Origin of the sequence: Peribacillus sp. Aquil_B1, from assembly GCF_022603275.1 — a bacterium.
Classification (GTDB): domain Bacteria; phylum Bacillota; class Bacilli; order Bacillales; family DSM-1321; genus Peribacillus.
The window spans coordinates 2,510,017-2,528,527 of sequence record NZ_JAKXEE010000001.1 but is presented as its reverse complement, the minus strand read 5'-3'; the positions used below and the strand labels follow the sequence as shown (position 1 = coordinate 2,528,527).

16 protein-coding genes are annotated in these 18,511 nt (G+C 37.3%); all 16 read left to right on the top strand.

From position 1 onward, the window contains the following. Positions 1-740 precede the first annotated feature (740 nt). The 16 genes from MPH60_RS12325 (at position 741) to MPH60_RS12250 (ending at position 18,500) form a co-directional block, all read left to right on the top strand. Positions 741-1,523 carry an enoyl-CoA hydratase/isomerase family protein gene (locus MPH60_RS12325; RefSeq protein ID WP_241588965.1) on the top strand — a complete coding sequence of 261 codons (783 nt, stop codon included), beginning with the start codon at positions 741-743 and terminating at the stop codon, positions 1,521-1,523. A gap of 41 nt (positions 1,524-1,564) precedes the next feature. Then, a complete protein-coding gene (locus tag MPH60_RS12320) occupies positions 1,565-2,362 on the top strand; it encodes an enoyl-CoA hydratase/isomerase family protein (RefSeq protein ID WP_241588964.1) in 798 nt (265 codons plus the stop codon). 160 nt (positions 2,363-2,522) lie between these two features. Continuing rightward, entirely contained in the window at positions 2,523-3,698 is a 1,176-nt protein-coding gene (locus MPH60_RS12315; protein ID WP_241588963.1) for an acyl-CoA dehydrogenase family protein, read from the top strand. 17 nt (positions 3,699-3,715) lie between these two features. After that, the gene (locus MPH60_RS12310) at positions 3,716-4,573 is read left to right on the top strand and encodes a hydroxymethylglutaryl-CoA lyase (RefSeq protein WP_241588962.1); all 858 of its coding nucleotides are present in this window, start codon (positions 3,716-3,718) and stop codon (positions 4,571-4,573) included. 29 nt (positions 4,574-4,602) lie between these two features. Continuing rightward, the gene (locus tag MPH60_RS12305; protein WP_241588961.1) at positions 4,603-5,796 is read left to right on the top strand and encodes a thiolase family protein; all 1,194 of its coding nucleotides are present in this window, start codon (positions 4,603-4,605) and stop codon (positions 5,794-5,796) included. 101 nt (positions 5,797-5,897) lie between these two features. Continuing rightward, complete coding sequence (locus MPH60_RS12300; RefSeq protein WP_241588960.1) at positions 5,898-7,217, top strand: acetyl-CoA hydrolase/transferase family protein; 1,320 nt, start codon at positions 5,898-5,900, stop codon at positions 7,215-7,217. A gap of 139 nt (positions 7,218-7,356) precedes the next feature. Next, complete coding sequence (locus MPH60_RS12295; protein WP_241588959.1) at positions 7,357-8,268, top strand: SDR family NAD(P)-dependent oxidoreductase; 912 nt, start codon at positions 7,357-7,359, stop codon at positions 8,266-8,268. Positions 8,269-8,551: 283 nt separating this feature from the next. After that, positions 8,552-10,114 carry a long-chain-fatty-acid--CoA ligase gene (locus tag MPH60_RS12290; RefSeq protein WP_241588958.1) on the top strand — a complete coding sequence of 521 codons (1,563 nt, stop codon included), beginning with the start codon at positions 8,552-8,554 and terminating at the stop codon, positions 10,112-10,114. A gap of 80 nt (positions 10,115-10,194) precedes the next feature. Next, positions 10,195-11,367 (top strand): acyl-CoA dehydrogenase family protein, encoded by a 1,173-nt coding sequence (locus MPH60_RS12285; protein ID WP_241615830.1) that lies wholly within the window; start codon positions 10,195-10,197, stop codon positions 11,365-11,367. 149 nt (positions 11,368-11,516) lie between these two features. Further along, complete coding sequence (locus MPH60_RS12280) at positions 11,517-11,816, top strand: Ig-like domain-containing protein (protein WP_241588956.1); 300 nt, start codon at positions 11,517-11,519, stop codon at positions 11,814-11,816. 1,085 nt (positions 11,817-12,901) lie between these two features. Continuing rightward, a complete protein-coding gene (locus MPH60_RS12275) occupies positions 12,902-13,729 on the top strand; it encodes a MerR family transcriptional regulator (RefSeq protein ID WP_241588955.1) in 828 nt (275 codons plus the stop codon). A 129-nt stretch (positions 13,730-13,858) separates the two neighbouring features. Further along, entirely contained in the window at positions 13,859-15,346 is a 1,488-nt protein-coding gene (locus MPH60_RS12270; protein WP_241588954.1) for a UbiD family decarboxylase, read from the top strand. A gap of 42 nt (positions 15,347-15,388) precedes the next feature. Next, the gene (locus MPH60_RS12265) at positions 15,389-15,964 is read left to right on the top strand and encodes a non-oxidative hydroxyarylic acid decarboxylases subunit B (protein ID WP_241588953.1); all 576 of its coding nucleotides are present in this window, start codon (positions 15,389-15,391) and stop codon (positions 15,962-15,964) included. A gap of 35 nt (positions 15,965-15,999) precedes the next feature. Next, on the top strand, positions 16,000-16,461 hold the full coding sequence (locus tag MPH60_RS12260; RefSeq protein ID WP_241588952.1) for a pyridoxamine 5'-phosphate oxidase family protein: 462 nt from the start codon (positions 16,000-16,002) through the stop codon (positions 16,459-16,461). Positions 16,462-16,737: 276 nt separating this feature from the next. Next, positions 16,738-17,571 (top strand): alpha/beta fold hydrolase, encoded by an 834-nt coding sequence (locus tag MPH60_RS12255; protein WP_241588951.1) that lies wholly within the window; start codon positions 16,738-16,740, stop codon positions 17,569-17,571. Between the two features lie 242 nt (positions 17,572-17,813). Then, positions 17,814-18,500 (top strand): cyclase family protein, encoded by a 687-nt coding sequence (locus MPH60_RS12250; protein WP_157830962.1) that lies wholly within the window; start codon positions 17,814-17,816, stop codon positions 18,498-18,500. Positions 18,501-18,511 lie beyond the last annotated feature (11 nt).

The following is an 18,511-nucleotide window of genomic DNA, read 5'->3' as shown; positions in this document are numbered from 1 at the left end:
AAACACGCTCTTTCTTTTTGTTCGTTTATCAAGGTTATAAGTAGCAATTTGATCAAACTTTATTTCAAAGTAACATAAAGTCCTTTACTCTTGCACATTTCCAATTCCCTTGAATTCCTGTTATCGAAACAGGTTAAGTTACTAAACACTAAATTGTCTATTATAAAGTATGACTGTCTCCTAATTGATACAGTTGTATCATGTTTTTCATTTGTATTTGTATACAAACAACAAGAGAAGTACTTTATTTCGTGATTTATAGTGAAATATAAACTGGAACGATACTTGCTTTGTAAATAGGTCAGAGAAATACATCTCAAAAAAATACCCGAAAAAAGGATTCAATAATAGTTTAATGGGTCGTCTATCCTTATTCTTTTTTTAAAGATATTAATTGTATCAGAATAAAAACACTGTCCGATTTATCGAACAACTTTAGCCAAAAGGTACAAGCTGTAGAACTATCTAGTTTAGGGTTTTGAGTGGTTAACACCTAACTGGTTGATGGACTCTTTGCTACGGATAAGTGAGTCAATCCATATCAGACGGATTTAGTGACATATTTTTAGGTTTAAATTAATTTGGCATAAAAATTGCATATATTTTAATTGAAAACCTTATGAAAGATTTAGTAAATGAAAGTGAGGTTAATTGAGGGAAGTAATAGCGGGGTATTTGGTGAAAAGGCATCAAAATATAATTTTATAATAACAAATGTGGTAAATGGAGGCTAACAAATTATGGCGTTTGTTGAATGGAGTCGAGTTGGAAAAAAAGGAGTTATAGCAGAAATTGTATTAAATCGTCCAGAAGCCAGAAATGCATTTACGACAAAGATGGCTGAAGAGATTCTGGAGATTTGTCAAACAATAGACAAAAGTAATGTCAGGGCTGTTTTGATAACATCCTCAAACGATACATCATTTTGTTCCGGAGCAGATTTAAAAGAGCGAAATAATATGAATGAAACAGAATGGAAGGAACAGCATGTACTATTTCAGAAAATGTTTAACAGCATACAAGATATGAGACAGCCGGTTATTGCAGTAGTAGATGGTTACGCATTAGCTGGAGGTTTTGAAATTGTTTTAAATTGCGACATGATTGTAGCAGCAGAAACCGCAATATTCGGGTTGCCCGAAGTAACAAGAGGAATCATGCCTGGCGGTGGAGGTACAAGATTATTGGCTAAACGAATTGGTGTTCATCGTGCAAAAGAATGGGTTTGTACAGGAAGTATGGTTTCCGGTGAAGAGGCTGATCGAGCAGGTCTTCTAAATATCCTTGCTAAATCAAATGAATTACGAGAAAAAGCGCTAGAATTGGCGGAAAAAATTGCTGTTAATGCTCCTTTAGCTGTTCAAAATTGTAAAGCATCTATAGATGAATTATTTGGAATTCCAAATGAAGAGGCTAGGAAAATTGAAATAAGTTATTACAATCGATGCATCAATACCGAGGATCGTTTAGAAGGAGTCCGCGCTTTTGTCGAAAAGCGTTTACCACAGTTTTCTGGTAAATAAATTAGCAAATTCATATAAAAGAAAAGGGTGTGAATAAAAGGATGACGTATAAAAATTTGCAAATTACAACGCATAACGGAGTTTGTACTGTTAAATTAAATCGTCCAGAAGTTAGAAACGCTCTCGGTTTAGAAATGAGAGAAGAGCTAAGAGATTTTTTCACCCAAATGCAGGATAGTAATGAAGTAAAAGTCATTGTTTTAACAGGTGAGGGGAAAGCATTTTCAGCTGGTGGTGATTTAAATGCTTTAAAAGAAATTGATGCTTTTACAGGAAGAAAACGGTTACAGTCTGGTCACGAAATGATTCATTCAATCCTAAATTTAGAAAAGCCTGTAATAGCGGCAATAAACGGTACGGCTGCCGGGGCTGGTGTTAGCCTTGCATTAGCTTGCGATATGATTCTAGCTAGTCGTTCATCCTCTTTGATACAGAGCTTTGTAAAGGTAGGCTTAATCCCGGATCTCGGTTCTATTCATTTCTTACCAAGATTAATAGGCCGTCACCGCGCACTAGAGTTAATGTTTTTAGGGGAAAAAATTACAGCAGAACAGGCACGAAATATTGGAATCATTAATCGTGTTGTTGAAGATGATTTTCTAATGGAAGAAGTAAACTCTATAGCATTAAAGCTTGCTGAAGGACCTGATATGGCATTAGGTTTAATGAAAAAGTTAGTAAACAAAAGTGTTCTGACAGACATTAACGATACCTTTGAATTAGAGGGGTTTGCTCAAGGGATGTGCTTTGAATCAGATCATTTTAAAGAAGGTGTCAAGGCTTTCTTTGAAAAACGCAAACCTCAATTTCAAAAAACAAAAGCGCAAGCGCCTAGCTAAGGCTAGGGGTTGGCAGTGAAAAAAACTGCGACATCCTTTAGCAACGACTGCACATGCACGTCCTACCCTTCGAAGCTGGATGTCGTGCACTCTAAAGTACAAGCATTTTATAATTTCCTAAACGAAAATAAATTACCTTTTTAAATAGGAGGAATTCTTTATGACAGCATCGACTGAAAAAGTAAATACTCAATTCCATGATGAATTAAGACAAAGCGTACGCAATGTTTGCAGCAAATACCCTGACTCTTATTGGAGAGAATTAGACGCAAGATTAGCATATCCAGATGAATTTGTTAATGAGATTACTAGAAACGGATTTTTAGCGGCTCTTATTCCAGAAGAGTATGGTGGATCTGGTCTTGGAATAACAGAAGCTTCTATTATTTTAGAAGAAATTAATCGTTCAGGTGGAAATGCAGGAGCTTGTCACGCTCAAATGTACACAATGGGTACACTGCTTCGACATGGCAATAGTGAACAAAAGCAGAAATATTTACCGAAAATTGCTGATGGCTCATTAAGATTGCAAGCATTTGGTGTAACTGAACCAAACACTGGTACAGATACAACGAAATTAACCACTTTCGCCGAGCGTAGAGGAGATAAGTATATTGTAAATGGACAAAAGGTATTTATTTCAAGGACAGAACATTCAGACTTAATGATCTTACTTGTCCGGACGACTCCACTTGAGCAAGTGAAGAAAAAGACAGAAGGGCTTTCTGTTTTGCTAGTCGATCTTAGGGAAGCAATTGGTAATGGCCTATCCATTAGACCTATCCGTACGATGATGAACCATGCAACTACTGAGTTATTTATTGAGGATTTAGAAGTACCGGTTGAAAATCTTATCGGAGAAGAAGGGCAAGGTTTTAAGTATATTTTAGATGGTATGAATGCAGAACGTATTCTGATTGCTGCAGAATGTATTGGAGATGGTCGGTGGTTCATTGAGCGAGCTACAAATTATGCAAAAGAAAGAGTTGTTTTCAACCGACCTATCGGACAAAATCAAGGGATTCAATTTCCGATTGCTCGGGCACATGTAAATATAGAAGCAGCAGATCTTATGCGTTTTAAGGCAGCTCAATTATTTGACTCTGGTCAAAAATGTGGGGCGGAGGCTAATATGGCTAAGCTTCTTGCTGCAGATGCTTCATGGGAAGCAGCAAATTCTGCCCTACAAACACATGGCGGTTTTGGATTTGCAGAAGAGTATGATGTAGAACGAAAATTCAAAGAAACTAGATTATATCAAGTTGCACCTATTTCTACAAATCTAATTCTTTCTTTTGTAGCTGAACATGTTCTAGGGTTACCGAGATCGTATTAATTCAGGGGGATGGTCCATTGTTTATTCCAAAGGAAATTGAAATTATTGAAGTTGGGCCTCGTGATGGTTTACAAAATGAGCCTGAAGCGATATCGACAGAACAGAAGAAAGAATTAATTACCCAGCTAGCAAAAGCAGGACTTTCACGTATGGAAACAACATCGTTTGTTCATCCGAAGTGGGTACCTCAAATGGCTGATTCTGAAGAAATTGCCCGTTTCTGTTATGAACTTGGAATTAATTATATTGCGTTAACGCCCAACTACAAGGCTTTGGAACGCGCAATTGCAGCAAAATCCCCTCAAATTGCAGTATTTGTAGGGGCAAGTTCAGAATTCAATAAAAAGAATATTAATAAAACTACTTCTGAATCTTTAGATGAGTGTAAGCCAATGTTCGCCAGAGCAAAAAAAGAAGGAATGTTTATTCGAGCTTATATTTCAATGGCTTTCACTTGTCCTTTTCAAGGGCCTGTAACATTTGATGAAGTGAAAAATGTTTGTGAACGCTTTATTGAGTTTGGAGCAGATGAAATAGATGTAGGAGATACAAACGGGCAGGCTGATCCCAAAATGGTGTATGAGCGCTTTTCTAGATTACGGGACCTATATCCGGATACTACCTTTGTAGGACATTTTCATAATACAAGAAAAATGGCATTAGCAAATGTAATCGCCTCTATGCAGGCGGGTATATCGAAGTTCGATAGCTCTGTTGGAGGTCTTGGGGGTTGTCCGTATTCTCCCGGGGCAACGGGCAATGTTTCAACAGAGGAATTATTAGACATGGTCTTACGTATGGGGTGTCAAACAGGAATTGACTATAACGAACTAATAAAAGTAGGACCTTTAGCCAAAAGTCTTTCAACAAGGTAATAAATAACATATAAGATAGGAGAGTTAGGATGAGAAATGTAGTCATTATTGATTCTGTTCGTACAGCAGTAGGTCGAATGGGTGGAACATTAAAAGATGTAGAGGTTGATTATTTAGCTGCAAAAGTGCTAGACGAAATTTTGGTCCGTACTGGAATCGATAAAAGGGACATTGATGAAGTAATTATAGGTCAGGCAAAACAAAGTACAGATTCACCTAATTTGGCTCGCTTAGCACTTTTACGCGCTGCATTCCCAATTGAAATTACAGGGTATACCGTCCATCGTCAATGTGGATCCGGAATACAGGCAATGAATAGTGGGGCTCAGCAAATTATGTGTGGATTATCAGATGTAATAATTGCGGGTGGAGCTGAAAGTATGAGTACAGCGCCATTCTATCTCCGCAATGCACGTTTTGGATATAGAGCAGGAAATGGTGAAATCTTAGACCCTAATACTGAAAGCCAGCCAAGAGCACAGCCTATTGAAACATACGGACATTTAACAATGGGTATGACAGCAGAAAATTTAGCAGAAAAATACTCCATATCTCGTACAGAACAAGATGAATTTGCACTTAGAAGTCAAGAAAATGCCCAAAGGGCTATATCTTCAGGATTGTTTACCGATCAGATTGTTCCTCTTGAAGTAAAGACAAAAAAAGGAATGATCCCATTTATAGTCGACGAACATCCAAGAGAAACAAGCATGGAAAAATTATCTCAGTTAAAGCCGGTTTTTAAAGAAAACGGTACGGTTACTGCAGGTAATACAAGCGGACGTAATGATGGGGCAGGAGTTGTATTGTTGATGTCGGACGAAGCTGCAGAACGCTTTGGTAAAAAAACGAAAGCGAAAATTATTGCTCAAGCGGTAGCAGGTGTATCACCAGAGATAATGGGGATTGGCCCTGCTCCAGCAACACGAAAAGCATTGCAACAAGTAGGATTAACAATCGATGATATCGGACTTATTGAGTTAAACGAAGCGTTTGCAGCACAGTCTCTTGCTGTTATTAAAGAACTAGGACTTAATATTGACCGTGTTAACGTTAATGGTGGTGCAATTGCTTTAGGCCATCCAATCGGTGGAACTGGTGGCGTTTTAATGACAAAATTGCTTCATGAAATGGAAAGACGTGGAGAAAAGTATGGATTAGTCACATTTTGCATCGGCGGTGGCTTAGGAATAACAACTGTAGTCGAAAATATGCAAGTTTGAAAAATTTAGTGGATTTTTTGAAAAAATCTTAATATTCAAGTGCACGTTTGTTTAAAAGGCACTTCATTGATTTTTACAAAAACGGCGGAGGTGAAATAATCATGACAATCAAAGAGTGGGCTACTCTATATAGTTCGCGACAAAAAAGCGCAGAACTGGCGATTTCTACTATCCAGTCTTTTCAAAAGGTCTTTCTTGCACCTTTTTGCAATGAACCGCAAACACTAGTAGAGGAACTGGTTCGTCAAAAGACACGTTTACAAAATGTTTATCTATATAATGCAGTTATTGGCAGTCCATGTATATATGCTGATCCAACGTGTCACTCACACTTTAAAATCCGTACTTTTTTGGGGTCTTCTCTCCTAAAAAGTGCATACATGAATCACGCATGTGACTATTTACCGGTTAATCTCTCAGAAATTCCTCGCTGGGTAGAACAAGAAAAAATAGACGTAGCCCTAATACAAGTATCACCCCCAAACGATGAAGGCTATTGTAATTTAGGGTTGTCCGTAGATACAGTACAAACCTTAATTAAAAGAGCAGCAACCGTTATTGCACAAGTAAACAACGAACTTCCTTTCACATATGGAGAGACACTTGTACATGTATCAGAGATTGATCAATTTGTGCTTTCCGATCGGCCATTACTTTCGATTCCGTATGGAAAACCGTCAGAAGATGATATGAAAATAGGAAGATACGTTGCAGAATTGATACCTGATCATGCTACCATTCAAGTAGGACTTGGGAAGATTGCAGATAGTGTCTTAATATCTCTTAAATCGAAAAAAGGACTTGGTATTCATTCAGGATCGATCACAGATCCTGTTACAGAGTTAATCGATCTAGGCGTTATTACAAATGAGCATAAAGAGATTAATCAGTATAAAACAGTATGTACAACTTTAACTGGAACAAAAGAATTATATAAATATTCCCACAGGAATAAAGAAATTCAATTATACCCCTCAGATTATACACACAATCCTGCAGTTATTTCAAAAATGCGTAATTTTCATTCTATCAATTCGGCATTAGAAGTGGATCTATTCGGTCAAATAAATGCTGAGCAAGTGGGCGATTTCCCAGTAGCTGGAGTTGGCGGACAAATGGATTTTATTCATGGAGCAAGACTTTCAAAAGGTGGTAAGGCTATTATTGCTCTTCCTTCCACAGCCAAAAAAGGAGCTCAATCTCGAATAAAAGTTAAAATTCCATATGTCACATCTATTAAATCTGAAATTGATTACGTTGTAACGGAGTTTGGAATTGCATCCTTGTTTGGAAAATCACTCAGTGAGAGGGCACAAGCTTTAATGGCAATTGCTCACCCTGATTTCCGTGATGAACTTCATTCAGATTTTGAAAAAAAATATAAGATAGGTTTTAAGAAAAATATAAACTTCACTTCTTAATGATACAAGAAGTGGCTAGAATCACCTCAATTACAAAGTATTTTAGAGTTTATTAGACAAATTACAAATTATTTAATACCTAATTACTGGAAGGTTTATGCACAAAGTGTAAAAATTAAAAAATGAAGGGTGGATAATTATGAAAAAATTAGAAAATAAAGTTGCGATTGTTACAGGCGCTGGACGGGGAATCGGAAGGGAAATATCCTTACTACTTGCTAATGAAGGAGCAAAAGTAGTCGTCAATGATTTAGGAGGCAGTTCCGATGGTAAGGGTAATGATACAAAAGTAGCAGACGAAGTTGTTCAGGAAATTAGAGAGTTAGGTGGAGAAGCAGTAGCTAATTACCAGTCAGTAGCAGAATATGATAGCGCAAACAACATTGTGGAAACGGCAATTACTGACTTTGGTCGTGTTGATATTGTGGTGAATAATGCAGGAATTTTAAGGGATCGTATGCTTTTTAAAATGAGTGAAGAAGAATGGGATGCAGTCATCTCGGTTCATTTAAAAGGTTCCTTTAATATGACAAGAGCAGCTGCACCCTATTTTAAGGAACAAAAAAGCGGGCGTTTTATTAACTTCACTTCAACATCAGGCTTAATTGGTAATGTTGGTCAAGCTAACTATGCTGCTGCAAAATTAGGAATTGCTGGTCTTAACAAAATAACAGCTTTAGACATGGCTCGCTATAATGTAACCGCTAATGCTGTAGCTCCATTTGCTTGGAGTAGGTTAATTGGCTCCATTCCAACTGATACAGACAAGGAAAAAGCAAGAGTGGATAAACTAAAACAGCTATCACCAGCTCACATTGCACCGTTAGTAGCCTTTTTATGTTCAGATGAAGCTTCTGATGTTTCAGGACAAATATTTGGTGTTAGAGGCAAGGAGATCATGGTCTTTTCTCAACCTCGTCCGGTTCGGTCAGTTTATAATGCAGAAGGATGGACGATTGATAGTCTAAATTCTATTATAGGATCTTTACAATCGAGCTTTACACCACTTGAAGTAAGTGCTGATGTATTCCCGTATGAACCGTTGGTTTGATGATTATTATTCAATTAGGAGCTTAATAAATAGTTTCACCAGCAGGATTTGCAAATTGGGAACGGTATTTATAAGTTGTGGATTGCTTTGTAAATTGTGCTTGAAACCGGGAAATAACCTGATTAACAAACATTTAAAGATAAGGCTGTAAAGTAAAAAAGAAGGCTTCTCTATACTTCGACAGTAAATCTTATCTCAAACTATCAAATATCAGCTCCAGAGTTAGGTCAGCATATGAATGATATTAATCTGAAAGAACATTCATACTAGGGGGGAAGTGGTTGTGATAAATCTTGATAATATATCTCGACTTTCAATCTACGAGATGTTAAAACAAACGGCGTTAGAATATCCTGATCATTTAGCTGTGATAGATGGTCAACTTAAGTTGAATTATACTCAGTTAAAGGAATTCGTAGATAGTTTTGCCTCGGTCTTATATAAGAAAGGGTTTCAAAAAGGTGATCGAGTCGGTTTAATGGTACCAAATAGTATTCATTATATGATTTCATATTATGCTACTCTGCGTTTAGGTGGAATAGTAGTGCAAGTTAACCCTTTATATCAAACATCTGAGCTCGAGTATATGCTAGATGACGCAAATCCAAAATGGTTCATTTGCGATAGGCATCAATCTGAAAAGTTCAAATTAATAAAGCGATTTGAAAACGTTAAGGTTCTTTTCACAAAGGATGAGAACAACCTTGATCAAATATTATTAAAAGAAAATAATTCTGAACTTCCTCCACTGAATGTTGATCCAAAAGAAGATTTGGCTGTATTACAGTATACCGGTGGAACAACGGGCAAATCTAAAGGAGTTATGCTGACACATTTTAATATAATTTGCAACATTTGCCAATCCGGGGAAGTTATCTCAACGGTAATGAAAAAAGGTGAAGAGCGAATATTAGGTGTTGCACCTCTAACCCATGCTATGGCCATGACGAATATGAATAATACTGTACGAATTGCAGCTACATATATTATTCTGGATAAATTCGAAGTAACCAAGGTATTGCAGGCTATTAGTATATACAGACCAACAATGATGACAGGCTCACCTACTATGTATATTGCTTTATTGAACCATCCGGATCTAGGAAAGTATGACTTATCTTGCTTTAAAATCTGTGTTTCCGGTTCTGCCCCCCTTCCTGTAGAAGTCTTAAAAGAATTAGAACGAAAATCTGGAGCTCGTATTTTTGAAGGATATGGTTTATCAGAAGCAACAACATCAACTCATCGAACTCCAGTAAAAGGAGAACGGAAGATTGGTAGCGTAGGAGTCCCAATACCTTTAACAGAATCTAAAATAGTAAATGTAGAAACAGGTACTAAAGAGTTGGCGCCTGGCGAGAGTGGTGAGCTTATTATAAAAGGCCCTCAAGTAATGAAGGGTTACTGGAATAAACCTGAAGAAACCGCTCTTACGATTCGTGATGGGTGGCTATATACAGGAGATATAGCAATGCGTGATGAAGAAGATTACTACTTTATAGTAGGCAGAAAAAAAGATATGGTCATTGCGGGTGGTTTAAATATTTATCCAGCTGAAGTCGAGGAAGTACTATATCAAAATCCTGCAGTTGCTGAAGCGTGTACGTTTGGTGTGCCTGATTCGTATCTTGGTGAAAAATTAATAGCAATCGTGGTATTGAAAAAGGATGCAAGTATTACCGGAGAAGATTTAATAAGCTGGTGTGAAGGTCGATTGGCAAGATATAAAATACCAAGAGTAATTGAATTTCGTGACCAGCTTCCTAAGACATCAGTGGGAAAAATTTTAAGACGCATACTTGTAGAAGAGTTCAAAGAGAAAGTGGATTCACTGCCCAATAAATAAATTTGAACTTTTAAAAATATAAATCCGGAATTTTAGCTTATGTTTAAAACTACTAGTTAAATTAAAAGGAGTGTCTCTATATGAACTTTACCTTATCATCCGAATTAATCGAAATGAAAAATACAATCAGAGATTTTGTTGATAATACTGTGGATCCCCTTGCTGATCAGATTGAAAGGGACGATAGAATACCAGATCATATAATGAAAATGAGTAAGGAAGTCGGATTATTTGGGCTTAGCATTCCAGAGGAGTATGGTGGTTTAGGAATTGATATGGTAGGAAAATGTGCGATTTACGAAGAAATTGGTCGTACATCAAATGGATATACAACCGTTATTGGTGCTCATACTGGTATTGGTTCAGTTGGAATTGTTGAGATGGGTAATGAAGATCAAAAAGTAAAATATTTACCAAGGATGGCAACTGGAGACCTTATTGGAGCATTTGCATTAACTGAACCGAGCGCCGGTTCAAATGCCGTTGCTTTAAAGACAAAAGCATTCCGAAAAGGTGATAAATATATTCTTAATGGCTCTAAACATTATATCACGAACGGTCCTATAGCCGATGTATTTACAGTTATGGCTGTTACCGATTCTAGTAAAGGAGCAAAAGGAATCACCTCCTTTATCGTTGAAAAAGATTTTAAAGGATTAGTGATTGGGAAAACTGAAGAAAAAATGGGACTAAGAGGCTCTCATTCTTCTGAAATCTTTTTTGAGGATTGTGAAGTTCCGGTAGAAAATGTACTTGGTGAAGAAGGATTAGGATATGTAAATGCTTTAAAAATTCTTGCGAATGGTCGTGCAGGTCTAGCAGCCAGAAACCTCGGATCCTGTCAAAAATTATTCGAATTATCTGTCAAGTATGCACATGAAAGAGAGCAGTTCGGCAAACCAATCTTTGATCAGCAAATTATTCAGCATTACTTAGCTGAAATAGCATTAGACGTTGAAACATTAAGGTCTGTTACCTATAGAGTCGCTTGGATGGTTGATCAAAAAATGAACGTGATCAAAGAAGCAGCAATGGCAAAACTTCTTGGTTCCGAAATATATAATCGCATTGCGGACAAGGCTGTACAAATTCATGGTGGTATAGGATACATTAAAGATTTTCCGATTGAAAGATATTATCGTGATGCACGCATTACAAAAATCTACGAAGGAACTTCAGAAATTCAAAAGAATATTATCGCGGCTCAAATACACAGGGAATACTTAAAAACGGCCCCATCCATTTATGCTTAATTTAGGCTTACTAAACGATTAGTCTAATAGTAAACAGCGAAGGCGCTTGGAACTTTAAATTTGGGATATGGAGGCAAGGTATAAATTATTACAGGCGGTGTGGCAGTCGTATTGGAAAAGCATGGCTGAAAATTGAATAGAGGTAGCGTATGATGTTATTTTTGACCGGTATGCTGAACGACTATATGAAACAAAAAAACAAAACCACTACCATAGCCGGTAAAACGGAAAAGAGCGCGACAGTGGCGGATACAATTGGAACGAAAGTCTATACAACTAAAGCTGTTGCCTACGGAACCTATAAGGTAGCCATTCCCATTCAAAATGCAAGTACCAGCATCTCAGTAACAGCAAAAGATGCAGCGGGAAAAATATCCTTTAAAAAAGTTGCGCCAAACATTCCGACTGTTAATCCCAGGGAAAACGGAGAAGGAAAAAGTAACAGTTAAAATTTGTACAAAAATCTATTCAGCAAAAGCTAATGCCTACGGAACATATAATGTAAATACCCCAAAGCAAAAAGTGGGTACTAAAATATATATAATTGCAACAGATTCAAAAGGCCATGTGGCTGTCAAAAGGTCTGTCAGTGTCAAAGAATTTTGATAAAAAAAAGAGCAGAGGTAGATTTATAGACTCTGCTTTTTTTAGTTTCAGAAAATAACGTGGTTTCAGCCGGGAATAGTGTAGAACGAAAAGAAGCAGGGGTTGTTTTGTGAATCACCTTGAAAAAATATTCATGAAAAACGAGCTCTCAAGAGGTGGTGTTTTTTAGTAGATAAATTGATGAAGTTCTTATTTAAGTTATGGATGCAAAAAATGAACTTTATAAAGAAAATGGAGGTAGTTTTGTAATAGTATCCACTCAACCGTCTGGGTAGGATATTTTTGCAGGCGATCAATAATCCGGCAGTGGATTAACAATCGATGATCCATCTTATTCCTTTCGGGACAATCGTGTGTATCTACTCGTTTTACTACTTCATCTAATCCGCCAGTTCCGAAGGTTTTTATAATTGTTGTTTCATTGGAGTTAACAAATTACCTGATTCAACCTTTTTATTCTTCTAAACATCCGGTTTTTACAATCCAGAATGATTACAATTTATTATTGATATCAACGGTGCACCATCCAGCTGTATAGAACCTCAACCAACAGCCACTCAATCATTTATGTAAATAAAGCTAATAATAATGTTACTGCAGACGATAGTGAAAAATCCATTAATCCTTAAGCGAAGGAAACCCCCTGACTAATATTTTTTATACTCAATTTGAAATTTCACTTTCTCACTTATTGCCTTTTAATGAAGAGGTTGATAGATCCGGTTTGTTCGATAGACAGGGTCTTTTAAATTCCATTATATTTAATGGAAAAGTGGTAAAGTTAGAGGGGATTGAAGTTTTCTTTAGAATACTGGCCCTCTCCAAGCGGTTGTAGCTGCCGAATGGAAGGAGGGAAATTTAAAAATTAACATATGATATAAGACTTAGAAGGAAATTCACAAAAAGTATTTGCAGAGGAGTAGCGCATATGGACAATTACTTATCAATCAGTGAAATGGCTTCCATTCACAGTATCTCAAGGCAAACACTCATTTATTACGATAAGATCGGATTATTTAAACCGGTACATATAGATGAACATGGTTATCGGTACTATAGTGCAGTTCAGATTCCGTTTCTAAGGGAAATTTGCTTTTTGAAGTCGATTGGCATCAAACTGAATGATATTAAGGACCATATAGGAAATCGCAATTTAACGACTGCCATGTCACTTTTGGAATTTCATCAAGAATTCATTGATAAAGAAATAAATGCCTTGATGAATACACGTACATTCATTCAACAGAGATTAATGAAATATTCAGAAGCCAAAAATATTAAAAGTGAATTGGATAAACCTATTATAGAAGAATTTCCTGAAAGGCATGTATTATTTATACCATTTGAAAATGAATTGTGCCGAGAAGAATTACATTTAACGCTGATGAAAGCTTGGAATGTATTAAGTAAACATGGGATGCTTCCGTCAGAGGGATTTGGCACGGTTATTTTAAAGGATAAGCTTGGAACGGATGATGTTTTCGAGGGGGCGGGAATATATACTTCCTTACCTTTTATCGATCCTGATTTGAATAATATGATGACGTTGCCTGCTGGGCAATATGCATGTATGTATAAATATGGAATGCCATATAACAAGGAGTTTTTAAATGAATTGGTTCAATGGGTCAGAAAAAATCAGTATAGAATTGTAGGGGACGTCATAGACGCTTGCTTATTGGATACGACCTTTTACGAGAATGATAATAGTGTTGATTTTTGTCAGCTGCAAATCCCTGTAGAGAAAATTACTTGAATTTTCAAATATCCATTGACTGTATAGTAGAAATACACTTTAGAATATCATTTGTAACCGATACCATATAGGTTATTTGAATTTGAGTGATACATAGGATACAGAACATGAAGTGATAGGGGGATTTTTATGTCTGAAAAAATGAACAAAGTGACAGATTTACGTTCTGCGTTGGAACTCCTGAAATCCATTCCAGGACAATTGATTGAAACGGATGAACCAGTCAATCCTCATGCTGAATTATCTGGGGTTTATCGTCATGTCGGTGCTGGCGGAACAGTCATGCGCCCAACAAAAATCGGACCTGCAATGGTTTTCAATCATGTATTGGGACATGAAGATTCAAGCGTGGTGATCGGACTTTTAGCCAGCCGGGAAAGAGTCGGTCTCATGCTGGATACAAAACCGGAGCGACTGGGATTCCTTTTAAATGAAGCTGTAAAAAATCCAATTGATCCAATCACCATTTCAAATGATAAAGCGAAGGCTCAGGAAGTGGTTCACTATGCAGAAAATCCGGATTTCGATATTAGAAAATTAATACCTGCGCCTACGAATACAGAGGAAGATGCAGGCCCTTATATCACGATAGGCATGTGCTATGCCTCCGATTCAGAAACGGGTGAATCTGATATAACGATACACCGATTATGTTTACAAAGTAAAGATGAGATGTCCATGTATTTTGTTCCTGGACGTCATTTGGAAGTTTTTCGTGAAAAGGCTGAAAAAGCAGGAAAACCGTTACCCATTTCCATTAGTATCGGTGTTGACCCTGCTATTGAAGTCGCTGCTTGTTTTGAAGCACCAACGACACCGCTTGGCTTTAATGAGTTGAGTGTTGCAGGGGCGATCAGGAAAGAAGCGGTAGAATTGGTCCAATGCTTGACGATTGATGAAAAAGCTATCGCGAATGCTGAATATGTAATAGAAGGGGAACTGGTTCCTGGAGTGCGTGTTCGGGAAGATCAAAACACCAATACAGGAAAAGCAATGCCGGAATTCCCTGGTTATACAGGTTCAGCTGTTGCGGATCTGCCACTAATCAAAGTGAAAGCTGTAACGCACCGAGTCAACCCAATCATGCAAACAGTTATTGGTCCGAGTGAGGAGCATGTGAATATGGCTGGCATTCCAACTGAAGCAAGCATCCTGCAAATGGTGGAAAAGGCCATGCCAGGCAAATTATTGAATGTATATGCCCATACTTCAGGAGGAGGTAAATACATGGCTGTTCTTCAATTCAAGAAAAGTCAGCCAAGTGATGAAGGGCGCCAAAGACAAGCTGCACTATTGGCGTTCGCTGCCTTTTCTGAACTGAAGCATGTATTCATCGTGGATGAAGATGTGGATCCCTTCGATAGTAATGATGTTTTATGGGCGTTAAATACTCGTTACCAAGGTGATGTTGATACGGTTTTCATTCCTGGAGTGCGCTGTCACCCGTTAGATCCTTCACAAGATCCGGCATACAGCCCTACCATTCAGGAAAAGGGGATTTCCTGTAAAACCATTTTTGACTGCACAGTACCATTTCATTTAAAAGATGAATTTATAAGGTCTGAATTTAAAGAGGTAGATCCAAGTCGATTTGTGCCTGGATTTTCCAATGCATAAGTTTCCATAAAGTTTCGATCCAATGACTAAGGAGGGGAATTAATGAAAATCATTGTTGGCATAACAGGGGCGACTGGAGCCATTTTTGGGATTAGGATTCTTCAGATGCTTAAAAGCAGTGAAGTGGAGACCCATTTAATCATGTCCCCGTGGGCACATGCCACCATTCAACATGAAACATCTTATTCTGTTAAAGACGTGGAGGGATTAGCTGATCATTCCTATTCCTACAAAGATCAAGCAGCAAGAATATCAAGTGGATCCTACCGGGTTGATGGCATGATCGTAGCACCTTGCAGTATGAAAACACTAGCTTCCATTCGCATGGGACTAGCGGATAATTTATTAACGCGATCTGCTGACGTCATGTTGAAAGAAAGAAAAAAATTATTACTAATGACAAGAGAAACCCCTCTAAATACGATTCATTTGGAGAATATGACGGCGCTTTCCAAAATGGGGACCATTATATTCCCTCCGATGCCAGCCTTTTATAATCATCCTGAGAATGTTAACGATATCATTGATCATCTGGCTTATCGTGCGTTAGATCAATTTGAAATCGATACTCTCGGTGCGAAACGGTGGGACGGAATGAAATATCGCACCAAAATATAACAGATTACTAGGGAATTATAGAAAAAGGTGAAAAAATGAATGGGATGGAAATGCCAGAAGAGATATTCGACTTGTTAAATGGTAAAGAATTTGTCGACAAGCAGCATGAAGCCATGATGCTGTTAACGATAAGTGAAGAAGGATGGCCGCATACCGCAATGATTAGCGTAGGTGAGATCGTAGCGGTAAGCCGGAAGGAATTAAGGATTGGCCTATGGCCGGATACTTCGACTACAGCCAATGTCATTCGTACCCATAAAGCCACACTGGTTTTGTTTTGGAAAGGTAAAGCACAATATATTCGCCTTTCATTAGAGAGATTAAAAGAGCTGGCATATGTCCAATATAAAAGAGTAAGATTCCACGCCAAAATAATAGAGGCACGGGAGGATATGGCTAAATATGCTGAAATAACCTCTGGAATTAAAATCGACTTGAAAAACCCTAAAGAAGTTGTTGAACGATGGAGCGCTACCATAGAGGACCTCCTTCAATAAAATCCCAGTTAACGACTTTAAGTCACTAAAGGATTCGAAATAATCAAATTATGATTGAAATTATTAGAACTTCATGTAAAATAAAATCATTACATGTATTTATATCTTGCCTATTCATTAATCATTAAAAAAAGCCCTTTTTTAATGAAAATTAATGAACGGACTGGCTATCTTAATTTCTCGATCAAGTTACCTTGATGGTGAATTTAAGATAGCTTTTTTTATTAAATATGCTGGCTGGTTTATGTTAATAATCATGAAATGGGGAATGTCACTATGGAAATGTATGTAAAGGAATTGGGGAACAAAAGAATTCAAATTGCGGATTATCCCGGAGAGAAAGGGCCAATCATCGCCATACATGGTTTAACGGGTAATCATAAGCAAATGCATTATTATGCAGAAATGCTAAAAGGAGAGTACAGAGTCATCTCGATTGACTTAAGAGGGAGGGGAAATAGTTCAGAAACAGATGAGCATACTTCTATTTTTAAACATGCAGAAGATATTATTGCGTTAATCCAAGAATTAGACATTGAAAATCCAATTTTAATGGGGTATTCAATGGGAGCCTTCATCTCAAGCGTTGTAGCCAGCAAATTAACCTCGGTACAGGCCTTGATATTATTGGATGGTGCGGCCATTTCCTCTCAACAACAAAGGGACATCGTACAACCATCACTAGGACGATTAAGTAAAGAATATGAATCTCAGGAAAGTTATATTGCTGAAATTAAGGAAATCTATAGCCGTTTGGGTATCAAATGGACGGATCACCTGCAAAGTGTGGCGGAGTATGAGGTTCATGAAGTGGATGGTCACTGGGAGAATAAATCATCAGAAGATAGCATTCTTAGGGATTTTGATAGTTTTTATTCTTTTGTCCCTAAAGAAGTTTGTAGACAAATTTCCTGTAAAACCTTATTGGTGTATGCCAGTGGGAAAATAGGGGGATTTCCTCCATTATTTTATGAAGAAGCCTATGCTGATACGAAGAAATATACGCCTGATATCGAAGCGATCGTTTCAACTTGTAACCACTATACAATGGTGTTTGAAAATAGGGAAGAGATTAACAAAGAGATAAAGTCTTTCTTAAAACGAATTTGATTTTTTTGAAGATATTTTTTAAAAAAATATTGAAATTAACAGAAAATAGTGTAATATTAAGAATATACAAAAAAACTTAATTATTGCCTATTCATTAGCTATTAAAAAATAACCTTTTTTAATAACAACTAGTGAACAACTGGCTACCTTAAACACCTGCTGTCATTTATTGATAGTAATGTTTAGGGTAGCCATTTTTGTCGTGATAATGTAAACGCTTAATGAATTTGGGGGTTTTATGGTTGAAAATCATTGATTTAACATTGGAACTTTACGATGGTCTAGTTACAAATAATGATTTACCTGCAATAGGCATTAAAGATGAACCTCTTGAACAAAAGGGGAAATCTGATTCACTTCCTAGAGGATACCGTTCCAAGTTGATTTCTTTTTCTGATCATAGTGGGACACATGTCGATGTGCCTTCACATTACTTTGAAAACGGCGAGTCGGTTGAAAACATCAATCTGAAGAATATGTTTGGTGATGCCCTCATACTGGATGTAAGCATGTTAAAAGCGACACATGAACCGGTGACGAAAGCTTTACTTGAAGAGGCGGAACGCAGGCAGGGGGTGTATGTAGAAAAAAACGATATCGTCCTCATCAGGACATGGGGGAAATCATGGGGGGAAGAAGGCTTTTTTGAAGCGCAGGCCTTAGATGATAGTGTGGCCCAATGGTTTATTGAAAAGCAAATACATATTGTCGGTTTGGATTTGCCCAATGCCGATTTGAACCAGGACTCAGAAAGCGGAATTCATCAAAAATTACTGAACCATGATATATATATCGTTGAAAATCTAGTGAATCTCGAAAAATTACCTAAGCATTCTCGCTTTCTTTTTTTCGGGATCCCTTTAAAACTAAAAAATGCAACAGCCTCACCTATAAGGGCACTATCGATACTTGATTCACAATTAATATAAAGAGGTGCAGA

Coding starts and splice junctions, on each gene's coding strand:
- MPH60_RS12325 (WP_241588965.1), top strand. CDS start 741: ATGGCGTTTGTTGAATGGAGTCGAGTTGGAAAAAAAGGAGTTATAGCA.
- MPH60_RS12320 (WP_241588964.1), top strand. CDS start 1,565: ATGACGTATAAAAATTTGCAAATTACAACGCATAACGGAGTTTGTACT.
- MPH60_RS12315 (WP_241588963.1), top strand. CDS start 2,523: ATGACAGCATCGACTGAAAAAGTAAATACTCAATTCCATGATGAATTA.
- MPH60_RS12305 (WP_241588961.1), top strand. CDS start 4,603: ATGAGAAATGTAGTCATTATTGATTCTGTTCGTACAGCAGTAGGTCGA.
- MPH60_RS12300 (WP_241588960.1), top strand. CDS start 5,898: ATGACAATCAAAGAGTGGGCTACTCTATATAGTTCGCGACAAAAAAGC.
- MPH60_RS12295 (WP_241588959.1), top strand. CDS start 7,357: ATGAAAAAATTAGAAAATAAAGTTGCGATTGTTACAGGCGCTGGACGG.
- MPH60_RS12285 (WP_241615830.1), top strand. CDS start 10,195: ATGAACTTTACCTTATCATCCGAATTAATCGAAATGAAAAATACAATC.
- MPH60_RS12280 (WP_241588956.1), top strand. CDS start 11,517: ATGATGTTATTTTTGACCGGTATGCTGAACGACTATATGAAACAAAAA.
- MPH60_RS12275 (WP_241588955.1), top strand. CDS start 12,902: ATGGACAATTACTTATCAATCAGTGAAATGGCTTCCATTCACAGTATC.
- MPH60_RS12270 (WP_241588954.1), top strand. CDS start 13,859: ATGTCTGAAAAAATGAACAAAGTGACAGATTTACGTTCTGCGTTGGAA.
- MPH60_RS12265 (WP_241588953.1), top strand. CDS start 15,389: ATGAAAATCATTGTTGGCATAACAGGGGCGACTGGAGCCATTTTTGGG.
- MPH60_RS12260 (WP_241588952.1), top strand. CDS start 16,000: ATGAATGGGATGGAAATGCCAGAAGAGATATTCGACTTGTTAAATGGT.
- MPH60_RS12255 (WP_241588951.1), top strand. CDS start 16,738: ATGGAAATGTATGTAAAGGAATTGGGGAACAAAAGAATTCAAATTGCG.